We start from the raw sequence: 23,030 nt of genomic DNA, 5'->3' as shown, positions 1-23,030 counted from the left end.
TGGATGAGAAATCATCGGGGGGGTAACCTTTTTTTGTTGTGTTGAACGTACGCTTACTCATTCGTTGAGTGCAGTGCGTTTTTTTGGCTTTGACCACATTTTCAATAAAAGTTCGGGAAATCATGCTTTACATGGAATAATTTACTGGAAACGGGCCGACAATGATTAGCAGTACATGCATGGAACATGCAGTAAGCAAGTCATTTGAGGAGGTAACCTTGTGAAGAAAAGAATAATGGCATCGTTCATGACCCTTTGTATCCTGCTGTCCCTTTTGGCATCAACGGCATTAGCTGAAGAAACACCGAAGGCAGCGGGAGGAACTGATCTGGCCCCGTCGGCGCGCTCTGCGATCTTAATGGATGCAGACACGGGAACGGTCATTTATGAGAAAAACAGTCATGATCAGCTGCCTCCAGCGAGCATTACAAAGATTATGACCATGCTGCTTACAATCGAAGCGATCGACTCGGGTAAGCTGAAGCTGACCGACAAAGTAAGAACGAGCGAATACGCAGCTTCCATGGGCGGTTCGCAGATCTTTCTGGAGCCTGGGGAAGAAATGACGGTCGACGATATGTTAAAAGGGATCGCGATGGCTTCGGGCAATGATGCCTCGGTAGCGATGGCTGAGAAGATCGCTGGCTCGGAAGAAGCCTTTGTGCAGCTGATGAATGAGCGTGCGAAGGAGCTTGGCATGAAGGATACTCATTTTGCCAACTGTAACGGTCTGCCGGTCGATAATCATTATTCTTCCGCCCATGACATTGCCGTCATGAGCCGTGAGCTGTTGAAGCATTCCGGGATTACGAAGTACACCGGTGCATATCAGGATTACCTTCGCAAAGATACGGAAAAGCCATTCTGGCTGGTGAACACAAACAAGCTGGTTCGTTTTTATCAAGGGGCAGACGGTTTGAAAACAGGTTACACATCCGAAGCGAAATTCTGCTTGTCCGCAACAGCGTCCAAAGATGGACTGCGTGTCGTTTCCGTGGTACTTGGTGAACCAAATACCAAAACACGGAACAGCGAAGTATCTTCGATGTTTGACTATGCCTTTACTCAATATACGATGAAGGCTCTCTACAAGGCAGGGGATCTGCTGGGTAGTCTGAAGATCGAAAAAGGTGAAGTTGCCGAATTACCTCTGAATGCCACGCAAAATTATAGTGTGCTGATGCGCAAAGGAGCCAAATCCAATGACATCCGGCATGAATTGCTGGTTGCTAAAGAATTGAAAGCTCCGATCAAGGCTGGGCAAAGTATAGGTAAACTGGTGGTTTACCAGGGTAACGACGTCATAAAGGAGTTCGACATTCAGGCTCCGCAGGATGTGAATAAGGCGGGCTGGTGGAAGCTGTTCAAGCGGACGACGTCCAACCTGTTTGACTAAAACGGCGATTTCTGCGAGTTGCACGCATCCTTCGAACATATTTTGTAGTTAAATAGGGGTTTTCTTCTAGTTTTGTCGGGGGGCAGGAAAAGCCTTCGGAAGCGTAGAAATCCTTGTTCTAAGACAGGGAGGAGAGTGAGCAAACGTGAACTTGCATGTGGAAATGGAACACCATCGCGGGATTCTGATTGTACGATTATCCGGGGAGCTGGATCACCATACAGCTGACATGGTACGGATGCAAATGGATGAAGCCATCCAGCGGAGACAAAGCGAGCATCTGGTACTCAGCCTGAAAGATCTGCAATTTATGGACAGTTCAGGTCTGGGTGTCATTTTGGGAAGATACAAGCTCATTAAGAATAAAGGTGGCAAGATGGTGGTCTGTGACGTCAATTCGCCAGTGTACCGTTTGTTGGAAATGTCGGGTCTGTTCAAGATTATGCCGATATACGAAAATGAGGGAACTGCTCTCTCAGGTCTGGAGGTCGTCTCATGAATGAAGGAACAGGGACAAATTTCATGAATCTGCAATTCGCGGCCAAGTCAGAGAATGAGTCGTTTGCACGGGTTACCGTTGCTGCGTTTATCTCCCAGCTTGATCCAACGATGGACGAGCTCAGTGACCTGAAGACGGTCATTTCGGAAGCCGTGACCAACAGCATCATCCACGGATACAACAATAACTCCGAGGGTGTTGTGTCCATCCAGGCCGAGATTCGGGAAGACATGATTACAATCATCGTGGAAGACCGCGGTGAAGGAATCGAAGATCTTGAACTGGCCAAGCAGCCGCTATATACGTCCAAACCCGAACTTGAGCGGTCGGGCATGGGCTTCACCATTATGGAAAACTTTATGGATGAATTCGAAGTCAGCAGTGAGCCCGGCAGAGGCACCTCCATCAAGATGAAAAAAAGGATTGAATCCAAGAAAGCATTGTATAATTAGGGGTTGGTGTTCTTATGGATGCTGAAGTGAAACCATCTTCACAGACCTATTTGGACGATGCCGAGGTCAAACGGCTGATTGCGCTCAGTCAGTCGGGTGACCATGTTTCACGGGATACGCTGGTGAACTGCAACATCAGACTCGTCTGGTCCGTCGTACAGCGTTTTATGAACAGGGGATATGATCCGGAAGATCTGTTCCAGATTGGTTGTATCGGTCTGCTCAAGTCAGTAGACAAATTCGATCTCAGTTATGACGTGAAGTTCTCAACCTACGCGGTACCGATGATCATCGGAGAAATCCAGCGATTCCTGCGGGATGACGGTACCCTGAAGGTCAGTCGTTCACTGAAAGAGATGGCGAATAAAGTCCGCAAAAAAAGGGACGAACTGTCCAAACATCTGGATCGTTTACCAACGATTAAGGAAGTTGCCGCAGAGCTGGGGGTAACCCCGGAGGAAGTTGTATTTGCCCAGGAAGCAAACAAACCACCGACCTCCATCCATGAGACGGTATTTGAGAATGACGGTGATCCCATTACGTTAATGGATCAGATTGCCGACGAGTCTCAGGAACGTTGGTTTGACAAGCTGGCTCTGAACGAAGCCATCGGTGGTCTCAGCGAGCGGGAGCGGTTAATCGTGTATCTTCGGTATTACCGGGATCAGACGCAGTCCGAGGTTGCCAGCAGGCTGGGAATATCTCAGGTTCAGGTATCACGTCTGGAGAAAAAAATACTGCAATCCATCCGCGACCAGATCGCGCAGTGATCTTGTGGAGTGCAAACAACAGTATTGGCGTTTATACACCAATATACGACAACTAACAACCTTCTATCGCGCATTATGGCGAGGGAGGTTATTTGTTGTTAATACGGCGAGATCTCGAACGATTGGACTGCATGACCAGCATCATGCCAAGAATACATGCCATACCAATCCATTGATAGAAGCCAAAGGGTTCATGGAGCCATATGACGGTTGTTCCAACAGCAGCAAGGGGCTCCGCGCTCCCGAGCAGGCTAGTTTCCTTGGGTGTAAGACTTTTGAGACTCGCAATATAAAACCAAAAAGCAATCATGGTTCCAAAAAGGATCGTAAATATCAAATATCCGTAGGTTTCGAGCGTGATGTTAGCAAAATTCATTTTCCAGGGCGGGTGAATAAAACTCATTCCCAGACCACCGATGATCATTGCCCAGCCGACCACAACAAGTGAATCGAACTTTTTAATCAGTTGCACGGCATACAGCGTATAAAATGCAGCTGAAACCCCGGATAACAGCCCCCATATCACTGCGAGCGAGGAGACAGATAACCGCGTAAGTGAGCCATTCGTCAGCAGGAGAAAACACCCACCGAGAGCCAGAACGGCGCATGCAAGGTCATTGCGTGTGAGGACAGACTGCTTCCGGAGTGCGATGTAAATCATGATCATGACAGGGGACAGGTACTGCAGGAGTGTAGCCACCGCTGAATTGCCGTGTTTAATGGATGCCATGTACGTATACTGGACGGCAAGCATGCCCACCAATCCGAAAATGATCAACTGTCCAGCCGTTTTTTTATTTCTCCACACATCAAAAATCTGAAATCGCCCATTAGTAAACGATTGAATAACCAGTAATAGTAACCCAGCAATCAACAATCTTACAGTGACATACCAATTGACCTCAATTCCATCCAGTTGAAACAGTTTTTGAGATACCGTACCCCCAATGCCCCAGCAGATGGCTCCCGTCAGAACGAGTACGATGCCTGAAATTTTGGATTTTACAGAAGTTGTCATTCTTGTTCGCCTCACCTTAAATATAAGAATAGTGTTATATTAAGGAGAAATGCGGTACATTTATATCAATATTACACTTAAAAATATAACTATATTGAGATGAGGGCCATGCAGAAGATCGAATTTATCATTGATCAACATTTGAAAGAAATGACGCAACACCGTACCGATACCTTATCTATAGCCTGTTATGAGACAACCATTGTTCAAAATGTTCACGGACATATTCCTCTCCACTGGCATGATGAATTGCAGTTTGTTGCCGTTCTTCAGGGTACGGCGTTGTTCCATATCAACGATCAAAAGATGATTTTGTCCAAAGGTGACGGGGTTTTTATCAACAGTGGAATAATGCATATGGCCGAAGATCACGGGGTGAGCGAGAACTGCATTTATTTATGTCTGAATTTGTCCCCACATGTTATCATGCCTTCGGATTTGTATATAAAGTACGTACATCCATATGTAACAGCAACTAATTTGCCTTTTTTGTATATCGAAAGAGCTAACGCTTGGGGAGAACAGATCTTGGATGCTGTTGCACGGATTAGAAAGGAGCTAGTGCACCAAGTTCCTTTTTACGAAGTGAATATTGCTTCGGCGGTGCTTAATATGTGGAAACTGCTGATTATGAACGGATATTCTCTTGAACATGATCCATCAGAGATGAGCAGAAACAACCGAATGAAAGACATGTTGCAATGGATTAATCTCAATTATGCCGATCCAATTAAGCTTGAAGATATTGCAAAGGCTGGACAGTTAAGTCGGTCGGAGACGTGCCGTTATTTCAAGCAAATCCTGAAAACCACACCCATGCAATACGTGATCGAGTACCGCATCCAAAGAAGCATTGAACTATTGCAATCCTCCAAGCGTAGCATCACCGAGATTGCCTATGAGGTTGGTTTTAACAGCACGAGTTATTACATTAACCAATTCCGGAAAACAATGAATTCAACCCCTTTACGATTTAGAAGGGAATTGAACAAAAGAAAAAAAGAACATAATTCTTGAGTTCTTGTACATGATCCGTGAACCTAACTACCAATACCGAAGAGTCGCCCATACGGCGACTTTTTTGATATGTAAAATAATGCTTCACACTTAGTTACGCCTCAAATCGGTCAAAAGGAGAGCGAATAAAATAACCCCAAAAAGCCCATCTTTCAATTCCCTTCCTGCCTACTCCTCAGCATATTTATTTCAAACGTTTGGAAGCGGGAGGACGAAGGGTAGCGGAGGGATGGAATCGGTCAAAAGGAGCGAAGCGTGAGGGCTCACCTAAGGATACATAAGCAACGCAGGCGGCAGATTAGACCTGAAGAAGCGAAGCGTTCGCCTTTGTCTCCAAATTTCTAACACTTAGAAATCAATCAAAAGAATTTGGAGACAACAGCGATCAGAAGGTTGGTCTGCCGTCGGAGTGTCTGCGTGTATCCTCCCCCGAGTATCAGCGACCAATGACCGATCCATCCCGCAGCGCCAACTCACCCTTCCACCTTTTTTCCAACCCGTTTGTAATAAATTTGCACATTCTTCAAATACTAACCTAAATTACGCAGTAAAGGAGTGCTATGGATGTCCCAGACACCCACTCCAATGGTCTATATTCGTCTGCGCAGCCGTATTCGCATCCAGAGGGGCAGAGCAGTCAAGCTTGGAGACATTGCACATGTACTGACCTCTTCTGAAGACCAGGAGGGCAGGCTACTGGAGCTTGAACTGCTGCGCCCTGGACCGGAGGATGGCAATCTGATCCTCATTGATATATTGCAGATTATTCCCCGAATTCGGCACATCTTGCCGGAGGTAACTGTGGAACTGATGGGATCAGGTCATACGTTGGTTGAAGTCATTGCGGGAAATGGTCAACCTTCCAAGTCCCTGTTCATTCTGGTTTGGCTGCTGCTGTTCTTTGGATCAGCCTTAACCATCATGAATTTTCATGCCGATGTGAACATGCAGGAAGTACAGATTCGAATTGTGGAGATGCTTACTGGGCATCGGGACGAACATCCCTATCTGTTCCAAGTGGCATATTCCATTGGCATTGGATTCGGAATGGCCGTATTTTTTAATCATTTGTTCAAGAAAAAGTGGAATGAGGAACCTACCCCGCTAGAAGTGGAGATGTTCCTATACCAGCAAAATGTAGATAAATATGTGGTGATTGAAGAGAGCGAACGGATGCACGAGCAGGAACGCAGGGAGATGAATGCGGATGAGCGTTCTTAATGGAGCAATCAGCATTGTATTGGGTATTGCAGGGGGAATTGCCGTAGGGAGCGGCGTAATTGCGCTCATTCTGGTGCTCGATATGATCCCAAGGTTGGCTCAACTTACGCAATCGTATGACAAGACTCACTGGTACGAAGGGGCGCTAATAGGTGGTTCACTGCTTGGGACGGTAGCAGACTTCTGGCACTGGAAAATGCATGGGGTGCTGCTGCTCAGCCCGATTGTTGGTATGTTCTGTGGCGTGTTCATCGGACTGCTGGCCGCGGCGCTCACTGAGGTACTCAATGTACTGCCCGTACTAGCCAAACGATTGGGCATGAAACCTTATTTGTTTGGATTACTGCTCGCCATGATTTTGGGCAAAATGACAGGTTCCCTGTTTGATTTTTTTATATATCAGCGGTAACTCGTGGCCATAGGAGGATGGAAGATGGATGAACGAACGGAGCACACAGGCCAGGAAAATAGTGAAGGTATAACAGAAGAGATGTTACACAAGTCTGCTTATGAGATTCAGAAGGAAGAAGAGGAGAAAGCGTACAATAAGAAAAAACAAAATGAGATGTCCGACAGCATTGAGGAATCCGTACAATATTGGCAGGAAAATGATGATATCTCCCCACGCATGAGTGAGAACAAATATACGCTGCAACAGGTACTGGGGCTTGGAGAATCGTTCGATGTTAATATGAGGGAAATGGTCCTGGGTGGCAAGCATGTTGGATTGCTGATGATTACCGGTTTTGCCAAGGATGAGATTTTGCTTGAAGTATTGAAAAGACTGACCTACCTCACACCGGATGACGTCTCAGGACATGCTCTCAAATCCTATTTTGAATGTTACATTCCCCATATTCAGGTGGAAAAAGTCGAGAAGATGAGTGCGGTCATTAACAAGGTTCTTACCGGGATGAGTGCAATGTTCGTTGAAGGGGACCGCTCGGTTTTAATTATGGATACCCGGAGTTATCCGGTACGTTCACCCGAAGAACCTTCATTGGAAAGGGTAGTCCGAGGTTCCAGAGACGGCTTTACCGAAACACTCCTGACCAACGTAACCTTGGTGCGGCGCAGAATACGCGACCCAGGACTGAAATTTGAGATTATGCAGGTGGGGCGGAGAACACAAACCGATGTCTGCGTGGTGTACATTGACGATATTGTGGATAAAGTGCAGGTGGATTCAGTTCGTGAAAAAATTCAGCGAGTGGATATCGATGGTATTCCCGCAGCCGACAAGCAGCTGGAGGAAGCGATTATCAACAAGGGATGGAATCCGTTCCCACTCGTTCGATATTCCGAGCGACCAGATGTTACAGCTTCCCATTTACTGGAAGGACGAGTTGTCATTTTCGTAGACACTTCCCCCAGTGTGATGATTCTGCCTACGACCTTCTTCGACCTGTGTGAGCATGCGGAGGAAAACAGACAGACGGCATTGATGGGAACGTATTTACGATGGGTGCGTTTTGCAGGGATTCTCATCTCGCTGTTTTTGCTACCGTTATGGCTTCTCATGGTAATTGATCCTTCGATTAAACCGATGGGACTTGACTTCATTGGTCCACAGGAAAATGTAAAGCTGCCGATTATTCTGCAATTTCTCCTGATTGAACTTGGCGTCGATTTATTACGGATGGCGGCGGTTCATACGCCTACACCTCTGGCATCGGCGATGGGCTTAATCGCGGCCATTTTAGTCGGGGATATCGCCGTGAAAACAGGATATTTTGTCAATGAGGTTGTACTGTATATGGCTATCGCAGCCATCGGAATGTTTGCCACACCGAGTTACGAGCTTGGACTTGCCAACAGGCTAGTCAGGTTGGTTCTGTTAATTGCTGTTGCGATATTCAAGGTTCCGGGATTGGTCGTGGGCAGTACATTGCTCATACTGGCACTTACCGTTCACCGGTCGTACAATTCTTCGTATCTCTGGCCTTTTATACCGTTTAATGCAAAGGCCCTGGGTAATTTTTTATTCCGGCTTCCGTTGCTGGAAAATAAAAAACGTCCATCATTCAATAAAACCCGTGACAACACCAAAATGTCCGATGATCCGGACGGGGAACTGCGAAAAAGTAAAAAACACAAATGATCTTCCGAAAAATCCATTCATCTCGCTGCCTAATTTGATATACTGGTGTAAAATCATTGGAATATCAATTGTTCCAGTATATAAAAAGTGAGGAATGCAGATTATGTATTTACATGGTACAAGTAAAATAAATGTGCAAGGACATCTGGAGATTGGCGGAGTTGATGCAACAGATCTGAAAGAACAATTTGGAACTCCCCTGTACGTTGTGGACGAGCAATTGGTTCGCGAGCGTTGCAGAGAATATATGGAAGCATTCCGTGCTTCCGGATTGGGCTTCCAGGTTGCTTACGCAAGTAAAGCATTCTGTGTAATGGCGATGTGTGCCCTTGCAGCAGAAGAAGGACTTTCCCTGGATGTCGTATCTGACGGTGAACTGTTTACTGCACTGCAAGCAGGATTCCCGGCTGAGCGCATTCACTTCCACGGTAACAACAAAACGCTGGAAGAGATCGAAATGGCTCTTGATGCGGAGATTGGATGTTTTGTTGTTGATAACTTCAATGAATTGCATCTGTTGCAGGCTGTAGCAGCGGACAAAAATCGTAAAGTAAACATTTTGCTTCGTGTGACGCCTGGTGTTGAGGCACATACGCATGAATATATTTCCACAGGTCAAACGGATTCGAAATTTGGATTCGATATCGGCAATGGTACAGCATTTGAAGCGATTGACTTGGCTTCCAAGCAGACTAACCTGGTATTGCTCGGTGTGCATTCCCACATCGGTTCCCAGATCTTCGAAGTTGAAGGCTTCCAGATGGCTGTTCAACGTGTTGCTGAATTTGCAGCAAGTGTATATGAGCGTCTTAATGTTGCTTTCAAAGTGGTTAACCTGGGTGGTGGATTCGGAATCCGTTATATCGATGGAGATACGCCGCTTGAAGTTGCGCAATATGTGAAGGCTATTACAGACGCTGTTAAAAATCATTTTGCTCAAATCGGCTATGCCGTACCTGAGATCTGGGTTGAGCCAGGCCGCAGCATCGTGGGTGAAGCGGGAACAACGCTGTATACCGTTGGAACAAGCAAAGACATTCCAGGCGTGCGTAAATACGTTGCCGTGGATGGTGGTATGACCGATAACCCACGTCCTGCTTTGTATGAATCCAAGTACGAAGCCGTGCTTGCAAATCGTGCAAATGAGGCTGCTCAGGAAACGGTATCTGTTGCAGGTAAATGCTGCGAGAGTGGCGATATGCTGATCTGGGATCTGGACCTGCCAAAAGTGGAAAGCGGCGATCTGCTCGCTGTAGCTTGCACAGGCGCGTATAACTACTCCATGGCGAGCAACTACAACCGGATTCGTCGTCCAGCCGTTGTATTTGTCAAAGACGGTCAAGGAGATGTCGTGGTACGCCGTGAGACGTATCAAGATATCATCCAGAATGACCTGGTACCTGCACGTATTGGCAAACAGCCAGTAACTCGCTAATTCGTTTAAAAGTTGAAGCAGATGAAAAGGGACCTTCCTTTTTCGTCTGCTTTTTGCGTATTTGAGCTAAATCATGAAAAAAGTTGCCGTTTTTTTTGCGATCCAGACATTTTCGGTGTACACTAAGAAAAGTGCTGTAATGCTTGGCCCAGGGTCATGCGTTCTGGCACCATTAACGATGGTCAATACGAAAGGAGTCATTTACATATGGCGAAACAAGCGAAAATTAAATTGGCAAACGGCGGAGAAGTTCTGATCGATCTGTTCGATCAAGAAGCTCCAAACACAGTAGCAAACTTTGAGAAACTGGCTAATTCCGGTTTCTACAATGGTCTTACATTCCACCGCGTTATCCCGGGCTTTGTAGCTCAAGGCGGATGCCCTAACGGTTCCGGTGCAGGTGGCCCAGGTTACACAATCAATTGTGAAATTAACCCGAACAAACATGAGCGCGGAACACTTGCTATGGCACATGCTGGCCGTAACACAGGTGGAAGCCAGTTCTACATCTGCTACCAACCTCAACCACATTTGGATGGACAACATACTGTATTTGGTAAAGTAACTAAAGGTATGGAGTTCGTGGACGCTTTAGAAGGTAAAGACAAAATGGAAACTGTTGAAGTTGTAGAAGCTTAATACCTTCACCTTAACTGGATCCAAACATGAAGTGCTTCTTTTATAGAAGCACTTTTTTTATTTTTACATACTTCAAATCGATAATTAGAAAGGATGAATAAAACCTTGGATATGGTTACTCAGCTAAGCTTGTTAAAACAAATTTATAGTGAGCGCACGTTGTGGGATGAAGAACTGCAGGCATCCCGGCATGTCGTTCCGGATAGTCTATCCGTAAAGGATCGAGAAGCGCTTGAGGCAGCCGGGCATTCACCGAATCGATTTGTACGTCCGCAACACGATGAAACGATTACTGAGCTGAAAAAAGTTGCGAATCAATGGACGATCAATGATGCAGCGCAGGCCTTTGTATCCTCTTTGTGGTCAGCACCCATGATCTGGCGCTCGTTGCTTACAGGCAAGCTTATTGCGAGCAGTATGCCAAGTCATGAACATACGCCATATCCATCTTCGAACACTTGTAAGATCTGCGGATTAAGTGTAGATCAAGCAACCGACACAACGCTGCAATGGTATTGGCGGATGACCAATGGAACCCCGTTGGACGGTGATCCTTTTGGAAGCGTGTTGGCACTTCGAGAACTGGCTGCCGCGCAGGAGATTCCAATACCCAATGATTACGACCGCTGGACATTCCGTGCGGTGTTAACGGTGCTGCGCGAATTACCTCCCAAAACACGTTACAGCAAGGCAGCAGTAGCGCTCAAGAAGGAACGTCTTTTACCTACACAGAAGGAATATGCCTACCGTGATTTGCTTGAGACGTTAGCTCTGATTGGCATACTGGATACGCCGGAGCATCCTGGAATGATTACGGAATTCACCTCTTACATGCAACGTGACGCACGCCCCAATGTGCGGGTTGAAGTGCAGGCCCCTCTGGCGTGGTGGGATTCATCTGTCGGAATTAATGAGAACAACCTGAACAAGATATTTCATGAGTTTGATCTGAATAATATATCTCTTGCGAATAAGCCTGGTGAGAGTCCAGCTGTAAAGGACACAATCTTAGGGGCATTGGAGAAGAAGAGAAGTGTTCGTGGAAAAGTGCCAAAGGCATCTCCTGATGCAGGTACCGGGGAGGTACAGTCTGGCGATGTGTATGCTGTTAGGGTCCGGGAAGGTGTTTGGGTGACAGTATATTGTCATGAAGTCAGAGACAAGCGTGTCATCGTTGAATATCTGGATGGTGTCTTTCCAGAGATGCCGGGAAAAGCAGATTTGCATGGGACGTTTCGACCAAGAGCGAATGGACGTTGGAAATGCTCGGCTATTGCGATTGATTCCACAAGTTGGGTCAGAAGGGTCGCACGAGAGTTCCCGCTTCCGACTTCGCCCCTGCAAGAACCTGACCGCACTCCATTCCATAATGCCAAAGAATTAAAGCATATGGCGAGCTGGTGTTTTCCTGATATGTAGAATGATACGATGGATGTGAAAATGTGCCTCCAAGCAAAAACCGTACCTCCTTAAGAGGAAGCGGTTTTTTGTTGTTTCTTAGCTTATTAAAAGTTAGTATGTGACAAAAAGGAACAAAAAACAATTGATTTTTTGGCATTAAAGTGCTAACATCCAATTAATAACGAAAGCAATCCTTCAGGGCAGGGTGCAATTCCCTACCGGCGGTGATGCAGGAAGTGTAAGGACCTATGTGTCCAGCACTTGATGCAAAGTCCGTGACCTGTCTGCCATTGGCAGATGGCTGATCTGGTGTAATTCCAGAACCGACAGTATAGTCTGGATGGGAGAAGGAGAGGTGCAGACCTAACAGGTTTGCATTCAGCAGGAGTATTGCTGCACGGTCACGATGTGTGATGTCTTGCACTGTGCAGGGAAGATCCGGTTACGCCGGACAGTTCCATACATATGCCGCACTATAAAAGCTCTTTACCTGTAATTGATGTTCATTAAGGTATGTGTCTATTTTCACTTGCCCGAAATGAAGTTTTGGGCAAAGTGTTGGCGTGCTGTATACATTTCACTCCTGCTGTTGACATTTGTCTCTCATCATCCCCATCGAACTGATTGTTCGACGGGGATTTTTTAATAAACAAGACTTTAAACCGCGGGGTGAACGGATTTGGAAATGATCAATGATGAATTTTATATGGCACTGGCATTGGATATGGCGGAACGAGCACAGGGACAGACGGGGATCAATCCGGTCGTTGGATGTGTAGTTGTGAAAGAAGGTCGTATTGTAGGCCTGGGGAGCCATCTGAAACGTGGAACCGGTCATGCAGAGGTGCATGCACTTAACATGGCAGGCAGTGATGCAGAAGGAAGTACGGTATACGTTACACTTGAGCCTTGTAGTCATTATGGCAAGACGCCACCTTGTAGTGAACGCCTGATTCATGAAAAGGTGAAACGTGTTGTGGTATGTTGTGAAGATCCAAATCCGCAAGTATCTGGCAGGGGCATAAGCATGCTTCGTCAACAAGGCATTGAAGTTGAAGTTGGCGTACTGCGTGAGCGTGGAAGACGCATGAATGAAAAATTCATTAAATTTATTACAACGGGTCTACCTTTTGTGACGTTGAAGACAGCTACAACTTTGGATGGGAAAATTGCTACTCGCAGCGGAGACAGCAAGTGGATCTCCAACGAGCCTGCTCGTGAGATTGTGCATGCCCTTCGTCATCGTCACCAGGGAATTATGGTTGGCGTCGACACAGTGATTGCCGATAATCCGGAACTTACAACCCGTTTGCAAGTCGAAGGCATTAGTCCAGTGCGCATTGTGGTGGATTCCAAGTTACGTCTTCCCGTAGGTGCCAAAATGGTTAAGGATGGTCTTGCTCCAACATGGGTGCTGACAACAGACGAAGCCAGTCCTGAAGCTGCTGAACGTTTGGAAGCCTACGGCGTCGAAATTATTCGCTGTGGTCCTGGACCACGTGTGGATCTGTTAAACGGACTTAGCAAGTTGGGTGAGCGTGACATTGGTTCAATTTTGCTTGAAGGTGGAGGCACCTTGAATGGAGCCATGCTGGAGGCAAGGTTGGTCGATCGACTGCTCATGTTTATCGCTCCGAAGATTGTAGGCGGTTATGATACACCTGGAAGCTTCCGCTTCGAGGGTGTGGAACGTATGAATCAGGCGATCCAATTGAATCAGTTGGAGATCGAACAAGTTGGAGATAATATCAGCATTGGCGGTATTCCGGTGTGGCCTGAATAAATAAATGGATTTTAAAGTAGAAAGTTAAGTTTTTTATAACTTGAAAAAGGGAGGCGGCAGCATGTTTACCGGTTTGGTGGAAGAAGTCGGTCAGATCCGGCGTATTGGTCGGAAAGGCGAAGCGATGGTCCTGAATATCGGAGCTTCCGCCATCATGGATGATCTGAAGATTGGTGATAGTGTAGCAGTGAACGGCGTGTGCTTAACTGCGACAACGCTCGAAGGTGGAGGTTTTACCGCCGATGTAATGCCTGAAACCTATCGCCATACCAATCTCAGTCAGCTGCAATCTGGCAGTAAAGTTAATCTGGAGCGGGCCATGCAATCAGGCGGTCGTTTTGGCGGACATATCGTACAGGGTCATGTCGATGGTACTGGAGTGATTGGCAGTATAACACGTGATCAGAATGCAATTGTGTTTGAGGTCAAGCCTGATGATCACCAGTTGTTCAAATATCTGATCCCCAAAGGATCGGTTACACTGGATGGCATTAGCTTGACCGTTGTCCAAACGTCGGATACCGCATTCACGGTTTCCATTATCCCGCATACCATTGGTGAAACTGTACTAAATGTGAAAAAGACAGGGGATACCATTAATATCGAATGCGATATTTTGGGCAAATATGTGGATCATCTGCTCCAGTATGGGAGAGGACATCGGGAGACGGGTGCTGGCAAGCCGCGCAGTATCAGTGAAGATTTTCTCGCCAATCACGGATTTGCATAAATAGAGAACAGAAATTAACTGGAGGTGGAGCAATGTCAGAACAATCCATTCTGGACACAATAGAAGAAGCCATATATGATCTCATGCGGGGTAAACCCGTCATTGTTGTGGATGATGAAGATCGGGAGAATGAAGGCGATTTTATCGCTTTGGCCGAAAAGGCGACACCTGAAGTCATTAATTTCATGATTACTGAAGGTAGAGGTCTGGTCTGTGTTCCGATTACACAACAACGTGCGGACGAACTTAATCTGAAACCGATGGTTCAACAAAATACGGATTTCCATGGAACAGCCTTCACCGTCTCTGTGGATCACAAAGATACGACAACAGGTATCTCGGCACATGAACGCTCTATTACTGTGAAAGGTCTGATCGATCCTGAGGCGAAAGCTGGGGACTTCCGTAAGCCTGGTCACATGTTCCCGTTGATTGCAAAAGACGGCGGTGTACTTCGGCGTGCCGGACATACGGAAGCTGCAGTAGATCTCGCTATCATGTGTGGTTCCTACCCTGCTGGCGTTATCTGTGAAGTGATTAAGGAAGATGGCACAATGGCCAGACTTCCGGATTTGCAGGAGATTGCCCGTAAACATGATCTGAAGCTGATCAGTATTCAGGACATGATTCGTTACCGTAACGAAAAAGAGCAGCTGGTTCAACGTGAAGTGGCTGTACGCATGCCAACGGACTTTGGTGAGTTTCAAGCGGTGGCTTATACAAATGCTGTGGACAATAAGGAACATGTGGCTTTGGTTAAAGGAGAAATTGATGGTTCGAAACCTGTGCTTGTACGTGTGCACTCTGAATGTTTGACAGGTGATGTATTCCATTCGCATCGTTGTGACTGTGGTCCGCAGTTTGATGCGGCACTCAAACAGATTCATGAGGAAGGCAATGGCGTACTGTTATATATGAGACAGGAAGGTCGGGGGATTGGCCTGATCAACAAGCTCAAAGCCTATAAGCTGCAAGAGGAAGGTATGGATACTGTTGATGCAAACCTGAGTTTGGGTTTTGCTGCTGACTTGCGTGATTATGGTATAGGCGCTCAAATTCTAAAAGACCTTGGAGTTCGTCAGATCAGACTGCTTACTAACAACCCTCGTAAAATTAAAGGGCTTGAAGGATATGGACTTGAAGTTGTAGAGCGTGTCGCGATCCAGATGGAGGAGAATGAGGACAATACGGTGTATCTTCATACCAAGCAAGCTAAGCTGGGACATATGCTCAAGTTTGATGATATCGAGCAGAACGAAGAGTAAATATATTTTAGATGAATAACGTTCACCATGTAATTTATGGAAGAGATTAATTAGGAATTTCCGTTACTTACATTACATTATACCGTTAGGGAGATGACATAAATGGCACAATTTTTTGAAGGACATTTAGTATCAGAAGGATTAAGATATGGAGTTGTTGTTGGACGTTTCAACGAATTCATCACGAGCAAATTGCTTAGTGCAGCGCTCGATGCATTCAAACGTCACGGCGTGAAAGATGAGGAAGTGGATGTAGCCTGGGTTCCAGGTGCGTTCGAAATCCCTTTAATAGCGCAGAAAATGGCGGAGAGTGGCAAGTATGATGCGGTGATTACACTGGGAACTGTCATTCGTGGATCAACTACACATTACGATTATGTGTGCAACGAGATGGCTAAAGGGGTAGCGGCAATCAACCTGAAAACAGGCGTGCCTACAATCTTTGGACTGGTTACAACAGAAAATATTGAACAAGCGATTGAACGTGCCGGAACCAAGGCGGGTAACAAAGGTTGGGATGCGGCTACGGCGGCAATTGAGATGGCAAACTTGACGAAACAGCTAAAATAGTGCTTATTTAATAGTAGTGCCCTGCTTTGCGCAGACGAACACGGGAAACCGGATTCGGACGGCTTAGCAGGGTTTTGTATTTTTCTGGCGGGAGGATTCGTCTAGTGACGGTAGTTACATACAAACTGGAGACTTTTGAAGGGCCTTTGGATCTGCTGCTTCATTTGATTGATAAGGCTGAAATTCATATCCAGGATATTCCCATCAGCGATATTACCGATCAATACATGGCGTACCTGCATTCGATGCAGGAACTGGAACTGGATATTACGAGTGAATTTCTGGTCATGGCAGCAACATTGCTGTCGATCAAGAGCAAACTTTTACTGCCCAAACCACCGGTCATTGAGGATTTCGAGGATTATGATTATATGGAAGAAGAAGATTATGATCCACGTGCAGAGCTGATTGCACGTCTGATAGAATATCGCAAGTACAAGGGAATTGCGCGTCATCTTCATGAACGGGAGTGGGAACGCAGCCTTATATTTTCCAAAGAGCCCGAGGATCTGCGCCCCTATATGCCCGTAGAAGCCCAATCGAACCCGGTTGAGGGTTTACACACCTCTGACCTGATTGCAGCCTTTCAGAAGGCGCTACGCAAGGCTGAGAAGCGTACAACTGTAACCCGAATCAAACGGGATGAGATTTCGGTTAAGGACCGGATACGGGATGTCATCGGCGCTTTGGAAAGTATGGGGCCGGGAGGCAGACTGTTATTCTCCAAGTTGATGGACGAGCATATCTATCGCCATGAGATTGTTGTCACTTTTCTGGCGGTGCTGGAACTGATGAAGATGAAGCAGATTGTCTGTTATCAGGAACGGATGTTTGAGGATATCGTTATGGAGTGGAGAGGGGAAACAAAGAATCATGGATTTTCCGAAATTGAAATCGATTATTGAAGGCCTGCTGTTTTTGTCCGGAGAAGAAGGTCTGAGTATCAAACAAATCGCCGAGATCGTCGACCAACGAGTGGAGCTTGTAACGGACGCGATTGAGGAGATGATTCATGAATTTTCACAGCAGGGACGAGGTGTACAGATTCTCAAGATCGCGGGTGTAGTTCAGTTGGGCACCTTGCCTGAGCATGCTGTATATTTTGAGAAACTGGCGTACTCTCCAGCACGAACGTCCTTATCCCAAGCGGCTCTGGAGACGCTGGCTATTGTAGCGTACCGGCAGCCCATTACACGGGTAGAGATTGAGGAAATCCGCGGTGTAAAATCGGAGCGGGCCATTCATACGCTTGTGAATAAGGATTTGATTATTGAAGTGGGACGAGCCGAAGCGATCGGACGACCAATTCTGTACGGAACGACAAAGTCATTCCTGGATTATTTCGGATTGGCTTCAATTAAAGACCTACCGGAACCAGGCTTGTTCGAAGATTCGGAGAACTTGGAGGAAGAGACACAACTGTTATTCAACAAATTGGATTTGCAACAACTGGAACCGGAAAGTGCTGATCCGGCGGATGATCTAAGTCATATCGACAGCGAAGTTGATAATACGGATTCTTCACTCTAATTTGCAAGCTCATACTAACCGACACCCATCAGTGGAGTCGGTTTTTTTGCGCATTATTTTTAGATAAATTGAACTAAACATTGTACACATAACGGAGAGGACAGAAATAATCTGAAGAAACGGAGTGTTCGCCTTTATCCCCTGATTTACCCTTTAGAGAAGGGAATCAAAAAAATCTGGGGATAACAGCGATCGGAAGGTTATTCTGTCATCGGAGTGACCAGTGTAACTAATCTTTAGTCCAATTTGTGTAAATAAAAGGTTACGGACCGGTTCCAAACAAATATGAAATGGGATTTTTAGGTCAGGCGTGAATTTTTTCCTATTCAAAGTGCCATACTAGACGAGAAAAAGAATTGAGGGCTTGGAGGTAAGGCCTGTGTGGATTTGGCTTGGAGGAATCGGTTTGTTGTTCGCATTGCTGATTGCCGCAGTCCTCATCTCAAATGTTCATGTACATTTTACATTCAGTAAACATAAAAGTGATGATTACGCCAATATTAATGTTCGTCTTCTTTATGGAATCGTGCGGATTAACTATGAGATACCGAGTATCGTTTTTCGCAATATGAAGGAAGGTTTTCTGGTCAAGACCGAACAATCCATGAATCATTCGAGAGGCGAGGCCCAGGGAAGTGAGCGGGTCAACAAACGCAAAGTCAAGAAGTGGGCTAAAGATGTGAAAATTATGCTTAGGGCAACGGACGCGCTCAAGCTGTGGCTTAAGCAAACACTCACACGCGTACATATGACCCAACTGTCCTGGGCTACCCACATCGGCGTTGGTGATGCAGCATATACAGCGGTGCTGACGGGCTGGGTGTGGAGTATCAAGTCCATTATTATTGGTTTTCTCACCTATCAGATCCGCTTTGATGAAAGACCCGTGCTTCAGGTTATGCCGGTATGGTCCGATGAAATGGAATTTAGAACGGAGCTCGATTTCAGAGCGAAAATTCGGATTACAGCCGTTCTGTTCGCTGGAGTTACACTACTCACCCGTGTGCTTAAAGTCGAAGGCGGATGGCGGATGTGGTTCAAACTTCTTCAGGAACAGCGCCGCAGGCATAAGGAGAAGCAAAAGAAGAAACTTAGTGGGACAACGCTGTAAAAACCCATTATAACCAATCTGTTTTGGAAATATGAGGTTGGGGTTCGGTGAGTGTTCTTAAAATGCTTATTTACATAAGTCCCTTCAAGTTTGGGGATGATATGGTTAGATCAAACCTAGCTTACATTGAAACTGGAGGGAATTTAAATGTCAGATCATCCAATTCAAGGCTTAATGGAAACCGCAATGGAAAATATCAAGGCCATGGTGGATGTCAATACAATTGTTGGCGATGCAGTCGAAACACCAGATGGTACCGTTATTTTGCCAATCAGTAAGGTGGGATTCGGATTTGCTGCCGGTGGTAGTGATTTTCACGTTAATGGAGAAAGTAGTGGCAAAAGTGGTGCTACGGGTACCTCTGCTGAACATGCGAGTTCAGCTAAAGTTGCTTCTCCGTTTGGTGGCGGTAGTGGCGGCGGTGTATCCATACGTCCTATTGCGTTCCTGGTGGTAGGTAAACAGGGGGTACACATTGTACCACTCGATAACTCCACACATCTGTTTGAGAAACTCATTGACTCCACCCCTTATGTTTTGGACCGAATTCAAGGCATGTTCCAACGGAATACAACACCAACGAATGCTACAGATGTACCGGTTACACCAGATCCATCAACGTATAGCTGAATCATTTCGTCATGATCCCTCCCGCATCCAAGCGGTGAGGGATTTTTGCTGTTTTTGCCTGATGGGACATACTCCAAGTTGTCCGGACATAAGATAGTACAAGATTCCAAGTGACCCGGAGGAATGAATTGATGCGAAAAATAACGAAAGTCATTGCATGCATGCTTATCCCTGTCTTCTTGCTGTCTTCATTTGGGGTTACTCAAGCCCAGGCAACAATTCAAGGTCCGTCTACACATGCGCAAAGCGCTGCTCTCATTGATGTGACATCAGGCCGGATCTTATACAGCAAAGATGGGGATAAGGAACTGCGAATTGCCAGCTTGACCAAAATCATGACGGCGATTGTAGCGATTGAACACAGCAAGTTGGATGAGAAAGTGAAAGTGTCTCCCACGGCATTTGCCAAAGAAGGATCGTCTCTCTATCTGAAGTTAGGTGAAGAGATGACACTCGAGAACATGTTGTACGGGCTAATGCTCCGTTCAGGTAATGACGCGGCCTCTGCAATAGCGGAACATGTAGGTGGTTCGGAAGAAGGTTTTGTTCTGTTAATGAACAAAAAGGCAGAGCAAATCGGTCTGACACATTCCCACTTTATGAACCCTCATGGACTGGATGCAGAAGGTCATTATTCTACAGCCAATGACTTGGCCAGATTAACGGCATATGCGTTGCACAATCCGGTGTTCAAACGAATCGTAGCCACGGAGGACAAATCCGCACCGAACCCCAATGAAAGCTGGGAATACTCTTGGCACAATAAAAATAAAATGCTGCGGATGTATGAAGGTGCGGATGGAGTGAAAACCGGCTACACAAAAAAAGCTTTCAGATGTTTGGTCAGTTCCGCTACACGTAATGGACAGCAGCTCGCCGCGGTAACGCTGAACGACGGAAACGATTGGAATGATCATGCTCGGATGCTTGATTTCGGGTTTGAATACTTCCCGTTGGTAGAGGTCGCCAAGCAAGAACAGCCTGTGCAAAATACGGATGTCGTTACGGGCCGGGGATTCTGGTACCCACTGGCTAAGAGTGAACAAGGCTCATTGACCAAGAAACTGATACTACACGAAAATCGAGGACAGTCGGAAACGGAAGGCAAGGAACAATCGACAGACACTTCGTTCGGATTGGCAGGTCGCATTGATATGCAGCTTGATGGCATACTTGTTGGCTCAATTCCAGTGTATCGCAAAGGCAGTTATATTCCTCCTGAACCGAAGACAGAAGATGCAACGCTGGGTGGAATCGGTGATGTCTCTTCCTGGGCAGTTGCATGGCGTGCCGTGTTAAGCCACCTGTTGTCTCCTTAGCTAAATCGCCATTGAAGGGAGGATATAATCCATGATTAATCTAATTTGGCTGCTCATGATTTTAATCGGATTTGTTTTTGCAGCCGTCAACGGTAATATCGAAGTGGTCACGCAAGCCGCTTTTGATGGGGCGGCAACGGGAGTCACGGTCTGTTTTGGACTGATTAGTGTGCTTGTGTTCTGGATGGGCATGATGAAAATGGCTGAAGATGCGGGTCTCCTGGCTCGGATTGCCAAGCTGCTCGGTCCGGTTGTTGGCTTCCTGTTCCCCGATGTGCCCAAAAATCATCCGGCGATGGGTTATATTCTCTCCAATATGAGTGCCAATCTGCTGGGGCTAGGAAATGCAGCTACTCCGATGGGAATCAAAGCCATGCAACAGCTGCAGGAGCTTAATCCGGACAAACAAACCGCTTCTCCTGCGATGTGCACCTTACTGGCTCTGAATACGGCTAGTATTACCATTATTCCGACAACGCTGATCGCCATCCGCTTAAACTATCATTCCGCCAATGCTACAGAGATTGTGGGAACAACATTGATGGCTACCATTATCGCTACACTTGCTGCTATAATCGCCGATCGCTGGTATCGGAACAGGGCATTACACAAACCGCCGCGCATACAGAAAAGTGGCAATCCCGGCATGAAAGGATGAGCACCTTTGTTAACCTTCATCAACTGGATTTCCGTCTGGGCCATCCCGGTTATTATCGCGTTTGTTCCATTATATGCGTTTACCAAAAAGGTCCCGGTTTACGAATCCTTTGTTGATGGGGCCAAGGATGGTTTCTCCACTGCAATCAGTATTATTCCGCATCTCGTGGGCATGATGGTCGCAATCAGCGTATTTCGTGCCTCGGGTGCACTGGATTTTGTGATTAGTCTGTTCGCTCCACTGGTGTCCTGGATGGGTGTTCCAGGGGAAGTGTTGCCACTCGGAATACTGCGTCCTTTAACGGGGACAGGCTCTCTGGCGTTTACAACCGATCTGATCAAAACTTATGGCCCTGACTCCATGATTGGACGTATGGCATCTACGATTCAGGGGAGTACAGACACCACGTTATATGTGCTGACTGTTTATTTTGGGGCTGTAGGCATACGGAACGGTCGATATGCACTCAAAGTAGGGTTGTTTTCCGATGTCGTTGGTTTTATTGCTGCCCTCGCCATTTGTTTGCTCGTTTTTGGTTAAAAGATATCTCCTTTCCTTCCGATATATTAGATATGCTAGAATAATAGCGGAGGAGAGTGAGACATGCAGAAGAGTTGGAAACGAATGCTCCGTGTTGGAATGACAGGCGTGCTTGCTATTGCAATGCTCGCAGGGTCTACGGGGCTGGCGGCAGCTCAATCCGTTCAGACAATACATTTTACAGGTTACTTTGACAAACAGCTGCGTGCACAAATGGCAGTTACGGCAGATTCTTTTCCAGTCGTGAATGTACGTTTGGTCAAGCAGGATGAACCCGATATGGTATATTATGATGTTGGTACCTCTATTTTGATTTCAAAGGATGAAGTGCTCACGAATTACCATGTCGTTCAGAGTTTTGCTGAACTGTCTGATGGTGATGAAGGTACACTGACTGTTGCAAGCCCGGGTTCCCTTAGTAAGCCTGTAAAGGCAAAGATTATTAAGGCAGATCCGGTCACAGACATGGCACTGCTGAAGCTGGACAAGGAAATAGATGCCCAACCGGTCACATTTGCAAATGCAAGGGATAACCAGGTTGTCTATACGATTGGATTCCCCAAAAATCCTGCTGGTGATCTTGTCATCCTGGATGAAGATTTTCCTTCAACCTACAATACGATAGCCAAAAGCAGAGTGTTCAGTTCCCAAGCTTTGGACGTTCCAGGTAAAAAGGGAATCGGCAGTATTGTGAAATCCATGGCACAAGGTAATTCAGGTGGCCCTGTTATGGATCAGAACAACCGGGTCATTGGTATGATGACATTTGTGTACGGTGGACGTACCTATTATATTACTTCCAAAACATTGCAGACTTTCATTAATGAGAGCACTAAACCTGCCAAAAAACAGGTTGCAGTTGCCGGCAAAGTTTCCAATTAAATGATTTGAGAAAAAGGTCTATCTTTACGCCATCTGTGTTCAACAGCTCGTGTAAAGGCAGGC

At 46.3% G+C, this 23,030-nt stretch carries 24 protein-coding genes and 1 riboswitch; of the genes, 23 read left to right on the top strand and 1 reads right to left on the bottom strand.

Translation table 11 applies throughout. From position 1 onward, the window contains the following. Positions 1-220: 220 nt before the first annotated feature. The 4 genes from MKY66_RS19280 to sigF all read left to right on the top strand — a co-directional run bounded on the left by MKY66_RS19280 (position 221) and on the right by sigF (position 3,117). Positions 221-1,396, top strand: a complete 1,176-nt coding sequence (locus MKY66_RS19280) for a D-alanyl-D-alanine carboxypeptidase family protein (RefSeq protein WP_076215841.1) — start codon at positions 221-223, stop codon at positions 1,394-1,396. A 145-nt stretch (positions 1,397-1,541) separates the two neighbouring features. Further along, a complete protein-coding gene (gene spoIIAA, locus MKY66_RS19275; RefSeq protein ID WP_017687636.1) occupies positions 1,542-1,895 on the top strand; it encodes an anti-sigma F factor antagonist in 354 nt (117 codons plus the stop codon). Continuing rightward, entirely contained in the window at positions 1,892-2,347 is a 456-nt protein-coding gene (gene spoIIAB, locus MKY66_RS19270) for an anti-sigma F factor (RefSeq protein ID WP_036672324.1), read from the top strand. Before spoIIAA ends, spoIIAB begins: the two co-directional genes overlap by 4 nt. Before the next feature lie 14 nt (positions 2,348-2,361). Next, positions 2,362-3,117 carry an RNA polymerase sporulation sigma factor SigF gene (sigF, locus tag MKY66_RS19265; protein ID WP_036607856.1) on the top strand — a complete coding sequence of 252 codons (756 nt, stop codon included), beginning with the start codon at positions 2,362-2,364 and terminating at the stop codon, positions 3,115-3,117. Positions 3,118-3,205: 88 nt separating this feature from the next. On the opposite strand, the gene MKY66_RS19260 is transcribed toward sigF, so the two are convergent. Continuing rightward, entirely contained in the window at positions 3,206-4,135 is a 930-nt protein-coding gene (locus MKY66_RS19260) for an EamA family transporter (protein WP_076215844.1), read from the bottom strand. Between the two features lie 108 nt (positions 4,136-4,243). Between MKY66_RS19260 and MKY66_RS19255 the strand changes: the two genes are divergently transcribed. The 19 genes from MKY66_RS19255 to MKY66_RS19165 all read left to right on the top strand — a co-directional run bounded on the left by MKY66_RS19255 (position 4,244) and on the right by MKY66_RS19165 (position 22,967). Beyond that, entirely contained in the window at positions 4,244-5,152 is a 909-nt protein-coding gene (locus MKY66_RS19255; protein WP_076215846.1) for an AraC family transcriptional regulator, read from the top strand. A 564-nt stretch (positions 5,153-5,716) separates the two neighbouring features. Beyond that, a complete protein-coding gene (locus MKY66_RS19250) occupies positions 5,717-6,373 on the top strand; it encodes a stage V sporulation protein AA (protein ID WP_076215849.1) in 657 nt (218 codons plus the stop codon). Then, the gene (locus MKY66_RS19245; protein ID WP_076215852.1) at positions 6,354-6,782 is read left to right on the top strand and encodes a stage V sporulation protein AB; all 429 of its coding nucleotides are present in this window, start codon (positions 6,354-6,356) and stop codon (positions 6,780-6,782) included. The genes MKY66_RS19250 and MKY66_RS19245 overlap by 20 nt, the downstream gene beginning before the upstream one ends. Positions 6,783-6,806: 24 nt before the next feature. Next, positions 6,807-8,474 (top strand): spore germination protein, encoded by a 1,668-nt coding sequence (locus MKY66_RS19240; protein WP_076215854.1) that lies wholly within the window; start codon positions 6,807-6,809, stop codon positions 8,472-8,474. Positions 8,475-8,577: 103 nt separating this feature from the next. Next, positions 8,578-9,909 carry a diaminopimelate decarboxylase gene (gene lysA / locus MKY66_RS19235; protein WP_076215857.1) on the top strand — a complete coding sequence of 444 codons (1,332 nt, stop codon included), beginning with the start codon at positions 8,578-8,580 and terminating at the stop codon, positions 9,907-9,909. Between the two features lie 207 nt (positions 9,910-10,116). Next, positions 10,117-10,548, top strand: a complete 432-nt coding sequence (locus MKY66_RS19230) for a peptidylprolyl isomerase (RefSeq protein ID WP_017687646.1) — start codon at positions 10,117-10,119, stop codon at positions 10,546-10,548. Between the two features lie 111 nt (positions 10,549-10,659). Then, positions 10,660-11,967, top strand: coding sequence for a hypothetical protein (locus MKY66_RS19225; protein ID WP_256704327.1), 1,308 nt, complete (start codon positions 10,660-10,662; stop codon positions 11,965-11,967). 169 nt (positions 11,968-12,136) lie between these two features. After that, positions 12,137-12,305, top strand: a riboswitch (FMN riboswitch). A gap of 323 nt (positions 12,306-12,628) precedes the next feature. Further along, complete coding sequence (gene ribD / locus MKY66_RS19220) at positions 12,629-13,732, top strand: bifunctional diaminohydroxyphosphoribosylaminopyrimidine deaminase/5-amino-6-(5-phosphoribosylamino)uracil reductase RibD (protein ID WP_036607842.1); 1,104 nt, start codon at positions 12,629-12,631, stop codon at positions 13,730-13,732. Between the two features lie 61 nt (positions 13,733-13,793). Beyond that, positions 13,794-14,462 carry a riboflavin synthase gene (gene ribE, locus MKY66_RS19215; RefSeq protein ID WP_076215862.1) on the top strand — a complete coding sequence of 223 codons (669 nt, stop codon included), beginning with the start codon at positions 13,794-13,796 and terminating at the stop codon, positions 14,460-14,462. A gap of 32 nt (positions 14,463-14,494) precedes the next feature. Continuing rightward, a complete protein-coding gene (locus MKY66_RS19210; RefSeq protein ID WP_076215865.1) occupies positions 14,495-15,727 on the top strand; it encodes a bifunctional 3,4-dihydroxy-2-butanone-4-phosphate synthase/GTP cyclohydrolase II in 1,233 nt (410 codons plus the stop codon). Positions 15,728-15,829: 102 nt separating this feature from the next. Beyond that, a complete protein-coding gene (ribE, locus tag MKY66_RS19205; protein ID WP_076215868.1) occupies positions 15,830-16,297 on the top strand; it encodes a 6,7-dimethyl-8-ribityllumazine synthase in 468 nt (155 codons plus the stop codon). A 104-nt stretch (positions 16,298-16,401) separates the two neighbouring features. After that, positions 16,402-17,202: a segregation/condensation protein A gene (locus MKY66_RS19200; RefSeq protein ID WP_036672308.1), complete on the top strand. Its 801-nt coding sequence runs from the start codon at positions 16,402-16,404 to the stop codon at positions 17,200-17,202. Continuing rightward, complete coding sequence (scpB, locus tag MKY66_RS19195; RefSeq protein WP_076215870.1) at positions 17,171-17,827, top strand: SMC-Scp complex subunit ScpB; 657 nt, start codon at positions 17,171-17,173, stop codon at positions 17,825-17,827. The genes MKY66_RS19200 and scpB overlap by 32 nt, the downstream gene beginning before the upstream one ends. A 379-nt stretch (positions 17,828-18,206) precedes the next feature. After that, positions 18,207-18,938 (top strand): DUF2953 domain-containing protein, encoded by a 732-nt coding sequence (locus MKY66_RS19190; protein WP_076215873.1) that lies wholly within the window; start codon positions 18,207-18,209, stop codon positions 18,936-18,938. A 147-nt stretch (positions 18,939-19,085) separates the two neighbouring features. Beyond that, positions 19,086-19,568: a GerW family sporulation protein gene (ytfJ, locus tag MKY66_RS19185; protein ID WP_076215875.1), complete on the top strand. Its 483-nt coding sequence runs from the start codon at positions 19,086-19,088 to the stop codon at positions 19,566-19,568. A 131-nt stretch (positions 19,569-19,699) separates the two neighbouring features. Further along, entirely contained in the window at positions 19,700-20,887 is a 1,188-nt protein-coding gene (locus MKY66_RS19180; protein WP_076215878.1) for a D-alanyl-D-alanine carboxypeptidase family protein, read from the top strand. Positions 20,888-20,918: 31 nt separating this feature from the next. Then, complete coding sequence (locus tag MKY66_RS19175; protein ID WP_036607746.1) at positions 20,919-21,545, top strand: nucleoside recognition domain-containing protein; 627 nt, start codon at positions 20,919-20,921, stop codon at positions 21,543-21,545. Positions 21,546-21,551: 6 nt separating this feature from the next. Further along, on the top strand, positions 21,552-22,085 hold the full coding sequence (locus MKY66_RS19170) for a spore maturation protein (protein WP_076215881.1): 534 nt from the start codon (positions 21,552-21,554) through the stop codon (positions 22,083-22,085). Positions 22,086-22,148: 63 nt separating this feature from the next. Further along, on the top strand, positions 22,149-22,967 hold the full coding sequence (locus MKY66_RS19165) for a serine protease (RefSeq protein ID WP_076215883.1): 819 nt from the start codon (positions 22,149-22,151) through the stop codon (positions 22,965-22,967). Positions 22,968-23,030 lie beyond the last annotated feature (63 nt).

The organism is Paenibacillus sp. FSL R5-0766 (assembly GCF_037971845.1).
Classification (GTDB): domain Bacteria; phylum Bacillota; class Bacilli; order Paenibacillales; family Paenibacillaceae; genus Paenibacillus.
Note: the sequence above shows the minus strand (reverse complement) of the source record. Positions and strands in the feature narration are given on the sequence as shown.